7 protein-coding genes are annotated in these 12,539 nt (G+C 40.2%); all 7 read left to right on the plus strand.

The window, feature by feature from the left end:
- The first annotated feature begins 1 nt into the window (after position 1).
- Positions 2-4,912, plus strand: a complete 4,911-nt coding sequence (locus AC2JBO_RS04800) for an SDR family NAD(P)-dependent oxidoreductase (protein ID WP_496952490.1) — start codon at positions 2-4, stop codon at positions 4,910-4,912.
- A gap of 69 nt (positions 4,913-4,981) precedes the next feature.
- Positions 4,982-5,224 carry a hypothetical protein gene (locus AC2JBO_RS04805; protein ID WP_496952491.1) on the plus strand — a complete coding sequence of 81 codons (243 nt, stop codon included), beginning with the start codon at positions 4,982-4,984 and terminating at the stop codon, positions 5,222-5,224.
- Between the two features lie 34 nt (positions 5,225-5,258).
- Positions 5,259-7,094: an NAD(P)/FAD-dependent oxidoreductase gene (locus AC2JBO_RS04810; RefSeq protein ID WP_496952492.1), complete on the plus strand. Its 1,836-nt coding sequence runs from the start codon at positions 5,259-5,261 to the stop codon at positions 7,092-7,094.
- Positions 7,095-7,137: 43 nt separating this feature from the next.
- Entirely contained in the window at positions 7,138-8,973 is a 1,836-nt protein-coding gene (locus tag AC2JBO_RS04815) for an NAD(P)/FAD-dependent oxidoreductase (protein WP_496952493.1), read from the plus strand.
- Positions 8,974-9,093: 120 nt separating this feature from the next.
- Positions 9,094-10,863 (plus strand): NAD(P)/FAD-dependent oxidoreductase, encoded by a 1,770-nt coding sequence (locus AC2JBO_RS04820; protein WP_496952494.1) that lies wholly within the window; start codon positions 9,094-9,096, stop codon positions 10,861-10,863.
- Positions 10,864-11,134: 271 nt separating this feature from the next.
- Positions 11,135-11,527 (plus strand): hypothetical protein, encoded by a 393-nt coding sequence (locus AC2JBO_RS04825; RefSeq protein WP_496952495.1) that lies wholly within the window; start codon positions 11,135-11,137, stop codon positions 11,525-11,527.
- Positions 11,528-11,531: 4 nt separating this feature from the next.
- On the plus strand, positions 11,532-12,521 hold the full coding sequence (locus AC2JBO_RS04830) for an alpha/beta hydrolase (RefSeq protein ID WP_496952496.1): 990 nt from the start codon (positions 11,532-11,534) through the stop codon (positions 12,519-12,521).
- The last annotated feature ends 18 nt before the right edge of the window (positions 12,522-12,539 follow it).

Consider the following 12,539-nt stretch of genomic DNA (forward strand, 5'->3'; position numbering starts at 1 on the left):
CATGATTAACTTCCAAAACTCCTCAAGTAAGCTAAATAAGCAAGAAATTGCCAAGTTTTTGGATAGCTACTTTGCTCAACGCGGCTCATTTTTAGCTCAAGTCATCCGCGCTGACCTACAAAGTTTACCTAGTTTAACTCACGAGAATGGAAACGGCAATAGTAAAACTAAGCAGAATGAAGTAACTGCAATTAATACTATCCAGCCAGAGGTGATTCACAAAGTAAGTACTAATGTTGAGGCAATTCTAGTTGATTTGGTAGTTCAGCAAACTGGCTTTTTGCGAGAAAGTATTGCCTTAGAATCGCAAATACTCGATGACCTAAATTTAGATTCCATTAAAGCTGGTGAATTAATTGCAAATGCTGCTAAAAAATGTGGCGTTGCAGGTCAGCTTGATCCCTCCGCTTTGACAAATGCTAGCTTAAAAAAAGTTGCCCAAGAAATTAAAGCTGCAATCCAAAAGCAGAATCAAGAAATTGTTGCAACTAATCAAGTGGCAGTTGCTGGTGATCACAATAAGGTTATGCCAGAATCGATAGACCTGTCTAACCTAATATTAAAGTTAGTTGAAGAGCGGACTGGTTTTCCTCAAAACAGCTTGAAAATGGATTTACGCTTATTGGATGATTTGAATCTTGATTCTATAAAAGCTGGGGACCTAGTGGCTACTGCGGCTAAACAGGTCGGTGCGAGTGATAAAATAGACGCTTCTACCTTAGCAAACGCTACTCTAGCTGATGTGATTGCGACCATAGAAAGAGCTTGGCTAAAGGTTAAAGAAAATTCTGCTAGTACTTCGATATCCAAAAATATTCTAGCGGCGCCAAGCAATAATTCAAGTTGGGTACGCAATTTTGCGATTAAATATGTACCTCAAGATGCTCCCCAAAGAGAACAAGAAAATTGGCATAAAGCTAAGGTTTTGATTGTCTCTGATGTTGTTGAGACTCCAATTGCTCAAGCACTGAATCAGCAATTTTTGTTGCTGGGAGCGCAAATAGAACAAGTCACTTATCAGAAATTATCGTCAGAAGAAAGTCTTTTAAAAGCGGGTTTTTCTCACTATCTGGCATTACTTCCCCGTTTTCCTAACGAGGATGAATCTATACAAATAGCGCAGATGGTAGCACGACTTAAAAGTATTTCCAGTGTTGCAGCTAATAGTTGTGTTGCTTATGTGCAATTTGGCGGTGGTTATTTTGGTAGTGGTTCCCAAACTCTAAATCCGGAAGTCTGCTGTGCTGGTGCTTTCGCGCGCAGCTTACACCTAGAACGGTCAGATTTACGGGTGCGCGTGGTAGACTTAGCTGAGGAAATAGAGCTTCCATTGGCTGCGGAATTAGTGATTAAAGAACTTTCGGGTTCATTAGCAATTGCCACTGTTGGTTATAATGCAGAGCTTGTGCGTTTAGTTCCACAATCTCGTCAAGAGCAACCAAATAGCTACAGCAAGCGCTCCATCTCTTGGTCGGAAAAAGATGTAATTTTGGTAACAGGCGGTGCTAAGGGTATAACTGCTGAGTGTGCTTTAGCTGTCGCTCGAACCACAGGAGTGAAAATGGCTTTAGTTGGTCATTCTCCAGTTCCCGACTCCAGACAACCGCAGAATGAGATTACACAAACGCTAGAAAGGTTCCAAGCTGCAAATTTGACTTGTAGTTACTACTCCTGCGATATTACCCAGGCAGATGCAGTGGCTAAATTAGTAACTAGTATTACTGAAGAACTTGGAGAAATTACAGGGGTAATTCATGGTGCGGGTCTAAATACTCCTCGTCGTTGCGAAGCGGTTAGCCTTGAGGAAGCTGTTATCGAGGTTTCTCCCAAACTACTTGGTGCTTACAACATATTGCAATTAATAAAAACTCCCCCCAAGCTCTTTGTTGCATTTAGCTCAATTATCGGAGTTACCGGGATGCCTGGAAACTGCTGGTATGCCTTTGCCAACGAATCCTTGGATATTATGCTTCGTCACTTTGAGAGCAAGCATCCGCAAACTCAGGTTCTCTCACTTGCTTATAGCGTTTGGGGCGAAGTCGGTATGGGCGCCAGGATGGGTAGCGTTAAAAATCTAGAGCGGATGGGTATTGGCGCCATTTCGACTACTGAAGGAGTCAGTCGTTTTCTCCACCTGTTTAAGTGTGACCCAGGAGTAAAACAGGTAATAATTGCTGCTCGTTTAGGAGGACTCGATACTTGGAACCCAGTCTCTGTGCCAAAAACAACTGGATTGCGTTTTATTGAGCAGATACTTGAAGTTGAACCAGGTATCGAGTTGAAAGCTAGAACCCATCTATCTTTAGAAAATGACCTTTACATTCAAGACCATATTTGGCGTGGCTCTTACCTGTTCCCAACGGTATTTGGTTTAGAAGCTATGGCACAAGCAACAGCTTATGTCACAGGCGAACAAAAACTCCAAATTGTCCGGATAGAAGATATCTCTCTCAAACGTCCAATTGTAGTTAACCCAACCACAGGAGTAACAATTGAGCTACATGCTGAAGTAATGGAAGTCAATGCTGATGGAGAACGGCGAGTTAAAGTAAGTATTCGTACTGAACAAACAGGTTTTACAAACGACCACTTTGCAGCCATCTTAGTTTTAGGTGAATTACAATTAGGAGTAAAAACAAATACTCAACCAGGTGAACCAATTACTCTAGACCCCCAAACAGAACTTTATGGAGATTTACTCTTCCAGGGTGAGCGTTTCCGGAGAATGGATTCAATTTTCTCGCTAGATGAAAAAAGTTGTGTCTTAAGTTCTTATGTACGCCCCACAGCCAAACTTTTAGCAGAAAGCTTTGCTCCAGATAAAGGTGGCTATTTACTCTTGGGAGACCCTTACTTTAGAGATGTTTTACTCCAGTCCGTGCAATTAACAATTCCACAACACATATGCCTACCAGTCAAAATTGACAAAATAGAATTTTTCCAAAATTCTAGCTCAAATAAAGATTCAAGATTAGTCAATGTTTTACTTCTAGGGAAAGAAGGTCAAGAATACGATAGCGAAGTAATTGCAATTGACGCGCGGGGATATATTGTAGAAAGACTCACAGGTTATCACTTGCGAATTCTAGAAGAAAATTTAGAAAATCCCACCGCAACAGAGCTAGTTAATCCCAACACGCGTGACCTTTGTCACGTAGAGGAGGTATTAAATAATGCTTTTAAAGAGTTTGGTTTAAAGCAACCATCTGTTGCCTTGGGGTATGTTCCTAACTTACATGCACAGTCGAGAAAGCAGCGACGACAGCAGGAACAATTGATTATTGACCGTGCTTTGAAAATGAAACTAGGGTTGTCAGCGCAAGAGGAAATAGACTTTGGAATTAAAACTTTATCTTCTGGAAAACCAGAGTTGACAGGCTCTAGAGTAACTGGACTAAACTTGTCTTTATCTCACTGTTCTCGCTACTGTCTGTGCGTTGTTGATTCAACCCCTCAAGGATGCGATATCGAGGTAATTACTCCCCGTACAGAAGAAGATTGGGTAGCATTACTTACCTCAGAGCGCAACGCTGTTGTGGATGAGCTAGTGCAGCAGGGTGACAAGCGCGACACGGCAGGAACTAGAATTTGGTCTGCATTAGAAGCAGTTCGCAAAGCGTTTAATGGTTGTCAACCAAAATTCTCTGTGGTAACAAAAAAAGGTCGAGCAGTGTTGCTCAAAACCGAAATAGAAACTGGCGACTATTTAGTAGTTACAGTGCCAATTAAGCTTACCCGTCCTCCAGAAAGAATGGTAGCCATTCTTGTACCGCAACCTCAGTTACAGCAAAAATCACAAATTGTAAAATCACAAATTATTAAATCACCATCATTTGCTGACCAGGAAAATTACCCAGACCGTCACAGTACACGATATACTCAAGATGGTCCACAAGGACAACCTGCTTACGAGCAACGTTTCCAAGTTAGTTTTAAAGAAAGTGGCAGCATCAGTCGCCGCGTCTACTTCTCACAATACTTTCGATGGATAGGAAAAATCCGCGAGCTACCGATGGAAAGTATTGCTGCAAAGATGCTATCTGACTTTTTAAGCGGCGATTGGGGTATGGTGACTAATGCTGTGAGTTTGCGAGTTTTTGGAGAAGCAACTTCCTACGATATTATTCAAGCCAAAGCCTGGGTTGGAAATGTAGTTGGTTCTTCCTTTGATACTTACATTGAATTTTGTCGAGTACTACCCGATAATTCGCTAGAACGAATGGCGGTAGCAGAAGTAAAGGCAACTTGGGTACGTTTGGTTAGCTACGGTATTCCCTCACCTATGCCCTTTCCAAAATATCTTCAAGAGTATCTGGATGTTTTTGCAGCCAAGCAGCCAGCGAGCCTTGACCTTAGAAAGCCAGAAATTCCTCTACCTCCTCTCCCAGCTAGGTTTGGTCAAATAAATCTTGGCTCGGTAATTTACCAAGCTCCCATTACCTTGGGTCATTATGGCAAGTTACTCCAGTCTGAGGTCTTCCAAACTACCCTTGAAGAATCAAATCTTGTTGGTAACGTTTACTACGGTAATTACTTTATTTGGCAAGGACGAATTCTTGACCTCTTTTTGTACTCCATTGCACCAGAATATCTGAGAGTTTCTAATCCTCATGGCGAAATAGTTTGTCTTTACAGTCGAATGGATTATTTGCGTGAAGCAATGCCCTTCGATAAAATTCGGGTCTTTCTCTATGTTCAATCAATCACAGAAGCAGGTGCTTTATTTAACTTTGAGTTTTTCCGCGAGCAACCTGACGGCACAATGGAAAAGCTTCATGTTGGACAACAAGAAGTAGTTTGGGTAACTCGTCTTGCCGATGGTACTCCTACACCTGCTAATTGGCCTGAAAAAGTGATGGAAGCACTGGTAGGAAAATGCCACGACGAGTATAAACAAGCTATCTCGCTCTAGACGACTTTAATTTTAACTCCTTAGCTTGTGTTTAAAGTTACGGATTCTATCAACAAAGGAATGTTACCGATGCTAAATACCAGCAAACAGCAAAGAAGCCTGTTACGAATTGTTCACATTCTTGCCTCAGTTATTTTGGGAATGTTTATATATTCTCCTTGGCGGAACAATCAAACATATACAATTGCGATGAGCTTTGCCGTCTTTCCCATATTAGCTTTTACAGGACTTTGGATGTGGCAAGCCCCTCGTATTAAGCTGTGGCTGAAGCAAGTAGAAAGCTCATCCCCATCTAAAGCAGTTAGAAATTAATTCGACCTATTGTAGGGTGGGCACCCAGCCCGCCTTGAACCAACAAACTTATCGTTACATCATCAAGAAAATGCAAACACAACAAAATTTGACAATGAACAACAATCAATCATTAGAGTATGATGTTGTAATAATGGGCGCCGGCTTTGCTGGTTTATGCCAAGCTAGACACCTAATGCTCAATGTGCCTAACATCAAAATTGCCTTAGTTGATCCCCGCCCAGAAGAAAGGGAAGATAAAGACTTAAAAATTGGTGAGTCAACAGTCGAAATGGCTGCGCTTTTAATAGGAAAAGAATTAGGCCTTTATGACTATATGATTGAAAATCATCCGCCCAAAGCTGGATTAAACTTTCATTGGGCAAAAGACCCAGCCAAAACCAAAACTATCAAGGAGTATTATCACGTTTGGATTAATCGTCAGCCTCCAATCCCAACTTTTCAAATTAATCGTCCCAAGTTTGAGCGTGACTTACTAAAAATGAATCAAGATATGGGAGCAAAGTTTTATAACGGTTCCGTAGTTGATGTTGATTTAACTTTGGGTGATGCCATCAAAACTGTCAAAATTAAACTCCATGACGAAGAAATTGAGATAAAAGGGAAACATATCATTGATGCTGCAGGCAGAAAGTTTATTATTGGACGCAAGAAAGATAATCTCCTATTTGGCGCCGAAAACCTGTTTGGATTAAATAATGGTTCGGCTTGGGTGCGTGTTAAAAATGTGGATCGCAGTCTTTTTCACAGTGGTTACGACCCATTGGGGTCTGCCGTCAGCCATTACTACGCTACTAATCACTTCTTTGGAACAGGTCACTGGCTCTGGATGATTCCTATTGATACTAAAACAATGGAATTGTCAATTGGCGTCATGCATCATCACAGTGTCATACCAGCAAATAATATTAATACTGAAGAAAAGTTTGATGCTTTTTTAAGAGCAAATCATACTGTTCTTCATAACATCATCCAAAGTGGTGAGAAGGTAGATTTTCACTATTGGCCTAGGGTGGCACATAAAAGTAAAACACTGTTTTCCTCGGATAACTGGTATGTTATTGGCGATGCAGCCTGTATTTTTGATGCCTTTTACTCCTTGGGAACAAGCATGATTTCTGTTGCTATTGAAAGCGTCACGGAAATAATTAGAGCCAAACTTGCTTTTGAAGCTGATGCTGAACAGAAAAGAGAGATATATAATGAATTTAATCTTACCTTCGTTAGCAGCGTCAATACTTTCATTCGCGACCATGCAAAACAACTTGGTCATGCAAGCATTATGAGTTGGCGCATTTATTTTGAGTATATGTGGTGGTTTGGAATTTTATTACCAATGTACTTGGGTAAGTGGCATTTAAATCCCAAATTCCTGCGTCTGTTTATCGGACCATATCGCTCATTCTTAAATGGACTGTTTCCGGATATTTACGAGGATTTCAATCAACTTGTGGACAAAGGAAGCAATATCGGTTTAATGGATGCTGTTCGAGCAGATCAATTAATTGGAAATTATTACACCTTTAAACACTTTGAAGATGTTCTAGAAAACGCAAAGTTTGAACCCGGAAGATGCAATGTTTTTCTGAGCATGAAACACTCTTTCTTCTACATTGCTATTTGGTATCTTATTTTTCAATGGAAGGGCTTTGGTTTTCGCGGTTTACTGAAGCCACGAAATATCTATCATTTCTTTAACTTATTAGCTCAATCAGGTATATCAGCGATGGGTGAGATACGCCACAAATTTCAAACCAGAGGGTTGCCAAAAAATAGCCAAGTTTCAGAAATGCGCCAAGAATTCAATAATTACCAGTATCAACCAATACTACAGCAGTGGAGTGTAAAAGCTTCAGAAGCAAGTAATTAAGTCTAAGTCAAAAAAGAATTTTCTACTAATTTAGGAGCTAATAATGCTTAACACCGAGTCTCTAGAATATGATGTTGTAATAATGGGCGCCGGATTTGCGGGTTTGTGCCAAGCTAGACATCTAATGCTCAATATTCCAGGTATCCGCGTAGCGATAGTCGATCCTCGTCCAGAAGAGCGAACTGACAAGGATTTAAAAATTGGTGAATCAACAATAGAAATAGCTGCTTTATTCCTTGCCAAAGAACTGGGACTTCATGATTACCTAATTGAAAACCACGCACCCAAACAAGGACTAAACTTCCATTGGGCTAAAGACCCAGCAAAAACAGATATTTACGACGATTACTATCATGCTGGTTCTAATCGACAAGTTCCAATTCCTTCCTTTCAAATTAACCGAGCTAAGTTAGAAAGGGACTTGCTGCAAATGGATAAAAAAATGGGGGCAGTTTTTTATAACGGGCGTGTCTTAGATGTTGACCTTACTCCTAAAGATGCCATTAAAACTGTTACCATCAAGGTTAGCGATAAAGAGATGGAACTAAAGGCAAAACATGTAATTGATGCCGCAGGTCGCAAGTTTATTATTGGACGCAAAACAGATAATGTTTTCTTTGGACCGGAAAACCTAATGGGTCTTGACACTGGTTCAGCTTGGGTGCGAGTTAGAAATGTGGATAGAAGCCAATTCCACAGTGGATATGACCCAATTGGCGCCTCAACAAGTCATTATTACTCCACTAATCACTATTTTGGTAATGGTCACTGGCTGTGGATGATTCCCACCGACACAAAAACAATGGAACTATCTATAGGCGTTATCCATCACCATCAAGTAGTACCAACAGAGGAGGTAAATACTGAAGAAAGATTTCGGGAGTTTCTTAGAGCCAATCACAAAATTCTCGCTAATATTATTGACAGTGGCGAACCAGTTGATTTCCATTACTGGCCGAGGGTTTCTCACAGAAGTAAAGTAATGTTCTCCCCAGATAACTGGTATGTAATTGGGGATGCTGCCTACATCTTGGATGCTTTTTACTCCTATGGGACAACAACTGTAGCTCTTGCAGTGGAAGGTGTGACGGAAATTATTCGAGCGCATCTAGCGGGTGACGCTGATGTTGAGCAGAAAAGATCGGCTTATAATGAGTTTAACCTTGCTTACGCGCGTAGTGTAAATTGTCTTTATCGCGGTCACGCACAACAGTTAGGTCATGCTAGCGTAATGAGCTGGCGGATTTATTTTGAGTATATGTGGTGGTTTGGAGTTCAAGTGCCGATGTATGTTGGCAAGTGGCATTTAGACCTCACTTTTATACCCATATTTTTAAAAACCCTCAATAGTAATGTTGACGGACTCTTCGCTGATTTGTGCCAACAGTTTAATCAACTGGTGGAACGCGATAAAAATATTGGGTTAATGGACTGTTACCGAGCAGACCAATTGATAGGAAATTATCACACTTTAAAGCATTTCGACGATTTTCTAGAAAACACAAAATTTGAGCCGCGTCGCTGCAACGTCTTTGCCAACTTAAAGTACACCTGTTTCTATGTTGCCATTTGGTATTTGATGTTTCAGTGGAAAGGCTTTGGTATTGCTGGTTTGCTGAAGCCAAAAAATATCTATCACGTATTCCGACTTTTTTGGTTATCAATTCAAGCAGCTTTGGGAGAACTAGTCTATAAGTTTAAAACTAGAGGCTTACCTGCCAATACTGAAATTGAGGAAATGCGCCAAGAGTTTATCAAGAATTATAGATTTCGACCTGTACTCCAGCCTTGGACTGTAGAAACTACGACAGAAAATCATTTTTTACAGCCTGAACCTCAAAATACAGATGTATCTCGTCACCTAGAGTTACAGGTATAAACTGAACTCAATTTTCTCGTAGAGCCTCTCTATTAAAGTTCTCCTCCGTTTTTAGAGAGGCTGAGAAAGAAGATTTTTGCAAATAGTTTCACCTTGAAAATACTTAAGACATATTTAACTATGGACACCATCCAGTCACAAGAGTACGATGTTGTAATAATGGGCGCCGGATTTGCAGGTTTGTGCCAAGCTCGGCATCTAATGCTCAAAATGCCTAACATTAAAATTGCTTTGGTAGACCCACGTCCGATAGAACGCTCAGAAAAGGACTTAAAAATTGGCGAGTCCCTAATTGAAGTAGCTGCTCTTTTTCTTTGTAAGGAATTAGGACTCCACGATTATTTAATTGAAAACCACCCGCCTAAGTCCGGGCTAAATTTCCATTGGCCAAAAGACCCCGCTCAAACTCAAACTCTCGATGATTACTATCACGTTTGGGCAAATCGACAAACTCCCATTGCTTCTTTTCATCTCCACCGAGCTAAATTGGAGCAAGATTTGCTTCAAATGAATCAAGATATGGGAGCAGTTTTTTACAATGGGCGCGTGGTAGATGTAGACCTTGCTCCTAGTGATAAAATTAAAACAGTTGAAATTAAGGTTGGTTGCGAAAGCATAGAATTAAAAGCAAAACATGTTGTTGATGCTGCTGGTCGTAAGTTTATCATTGGGCGCAAAACAGATAATGTTCTATTTGGCTCGGAGAATTTGCTGGGACTTAACAATGGTTCTGCGTGGCTACGGGTCAAAAACGTGGATCGCACTATCTTCCACTCCGGTCTCCATCCAAACGGGGCATCAACTAGCCATTACTATTCTACCAATCACTATTTTGGTCATGGTCATTGGTTATGGATGATTCCAATTGATAAAAAATCGATGGAATTATCTATTGGTGTTGTCCACCATCACGATGTTATTCCTGCCGAAAAAATCAATTCTCTAGATAAGTTTCATGCATTTCTAAAAGCAAATCACAACCTTCTCGCTCAACTTGTTGATAGTGGTGAAATTGTTGATTTTAATTACTGGCAAAGGATTGCCCATAGAAGTAAAATGATGTTTTCTCCAGACAATTGGTATGTGATTGGCGATGCATCTCATATTTTTGATGCTTTTTATTCCTATGGGACAACAATGATTGCATTTGCAGTGGAAAGCGTCACAGAAATTATTCGATCTAAGTTAGCAGGAGAAGCTGATGCGGAAAATAAGCGGGCTGCTTACAATGAATTTAACCTTGCTTATGCTCGTAGTGTTAACTGTCTCTATCGAGGTCATCCCCAACAACTTGGTCACGCAAGTGTGATGAGCTGGCGCATTTACTTTGAGTATATGTGGTGGTTTGGAGTTCATGTACCTACTTATGTAGGTAAATGGCACTTAGATTTAAAGTTTATTCCCAGATATGTAAACATTGCTAATGGGAATGTAGACGGAATTTTTGCTGATTTGTGCAAGCAGTTTAACCAACTAGTAGAGCAAGATGCAAATATTGGTATTATGGACGCTTACCGAGCAGATCAGTTGCTTGGAGGCTATGGTACACTGAAGCACTTCGATGACTTCCTAGAAAATACAAAGTTTGAACCACGACGCTGCAACGTTTTTGCCAGTATGAAATATACTTACTTTTACATTGCACTATGGTACGTTCTATTTCAGTGGAAAGGTTTTGGTATCCGTGGCTTACTGGCGCCAAATCATTTATATTACTTCTTCCGCATGTTAATGTTGTGCGTCAAAGCTGTAGTGGCTGAAGTTTTTTACCGCTTCCAAACAAAAGACCTACCAGCTAACAGTCAAATCGAAAAGATGCGACAAGAGTTTAAGAACTACAAATATCGACCTGAAAGGCATTCTTGGCAAAAAGGTGTCAAAGTTTCTTAAATTTCAGCTTCTCAATAACGTAAGGTGGGCACTGCTAGCCCTGTCAAGGTGTACCACTTGCGTACTAGCTGGAAGCCTTATTTTTACGTTGTACCCCCAACCCTGAAATATAAAATTGAGCGCAAATTTTGTTTTTTGCTTTCAAATTTTAATCAGTGAAAGGCTAAAACCCTTATAAATGGGTAGTACTCATGCTCACCTTGACAGGGCTAGGTGGGCACTGCCCACCCAACGAAACAATAAGAAGCTATATTCTTGAAATGTTTTACAGATGGAATCAATAGCAATGTATCAATCTACACCAGTTCCCGAAACAAGTGAAATTGAAAAAGGACTTAACCGCCTGGGCTTGAGTCTATCAGAATCAGAACTTAATCAAATTCAAATGGGGAAAACAATTTCTCTTGAAGGCAGATGCTTAAGTGAAATCGGCTCCTTATTTCTTCTGGCTTCAGCAATTTCTGCCGTAAACTTAGGTAAAAAAATTAATAATATTACCTTTAAAGATTTACCAGAAACTATTACTGATTTTCCATCTTGTGTGGGAATACCAATTTACTGCTGGGATTCTGATTCTCTTGGTAAATGTGTTCTTTGCTTGACTGTGGTTGATGGTAAACCTGGAATTAATCCCTGTTATAATCTTGAAAAGACACAAGAGTAAACCTATGAAATTGGTGCTTGGTGGTTTTATTACTTTTATTTTAGTATTGATTCTAGCAGGAGTCATATACCAAGCGGTAGCTACTCGCATCGACCTAAAAAAATATCCTCCTCCAGGTAAGCTCGTAGATGTAGGAGGTTATAAACTACATATTAACTGCATGGGTGAAGGCGCCCCAACCGTCATTATGGATTATGGGCTTGGAGGTTTGTCTCCTACCTGGAGTTTAGTACAGCCAGAGGTCGCTAAATTTACGACTGTATGTATTTATGACCGTGCTGGATATGCTTGGAGTGACTCTAGCCCAAAACCTCGCACCAGTAAGCAGATGGTTGAAGAATTAAACACACTACTAACTAATGCTGGAGTCAAAGAACCATATGTTCTTGTAGGTCATTCATTAGGGGGTCTTAATGTACGTCTATTTGCCAGTAAGTACCCAGATAAAGTAGCTGGGTTGGTATTAGTTGATGCTATACCTCCTGATGTATATACACGTCTTTCTCCAAAATTTCAGGACTACATGGCAGAAACGGGAAGAATGTTTCGCAACTTGTTTATAATTTCAAGATTAGGTTTATTACGAGTTGCCGTGCAATTTAAGGGAACAGAAGCAGTACCAGATTTTGTCAGAAAGTTGCCTGTAGATATTCAACCAATTATTGTTGCTAAATTTCTACCCAAAACCTTTAAAACAGCCATTGCAGAAAACTTATTAATGGAAAGTAGCGCAGAACAAGTTAGTAGTACGATTTTATCTAACAATGTACCTTTAGTCGTGCTTTCTCATGGGGTAAACATGTTTGGTAATTCGTCAGTTCAAGAAGCTTTTTTGGCTTTTGAAACTTGGACAAAACTGCAAGCGGAAACGGCAGACTTCTCATCCCACAGATTAATAATTGCTGAAAATAGCGGACACAATATTCACATCGACGAGCCTCAGTTAGTAATAGATGCTATTCAGGAAGTTATTAAATTGCATACCTCTAAATAACATTACTTATCAAATTGC

The sequence above is a fragment of the Calothrix sp. CBUCES-K 9914 genome (assembly GCF_059640475.1).

Coding starts and splice junctions, on each gene's coding strand:
- AC2JBO_RS04805 (WP_496952491.1), top strand. CDS start 4,982: ATGCTAAATACCAGCAAACAGCAAAGAAGCCTGTTACGAATTGTTCAC.
- AC2JBO_RS04825 (WP_496952495.1), top strand. CDS start 11,135: ATGGAATCAATAGCAATGTATCAATCTACACCAGTTCCCGAAACAAGT.
- AC2JBO_RS04820 (WP_496952494.1), top strand. CDS start 9,094: ATGGACACCATCCAGTCACAAGAGTACGATGTTGTAATAATGGGCGCC.
- AC2JBO_RS04830 (WP_496952496.1), top strand. CDS start 11,532: ATGAAATTGGTGCTTGGTGGTTTTATTACTTTTATTTTAGTATTGATT.
- AC2JBO_RS04815 (WP_496952493.1), top strand. CDS start 7,138: ATGCTTAACACCGAGTCTCTAGAATATGATGTTGTAATAATGGGCGCC.
- AC2JBO_RS04800 (WP_496952490.1), top strand. CDS start 2: ATGATTAACTTCCAAAACTCCTCAAGTAAGCTAAATAAGCAAGAAATT.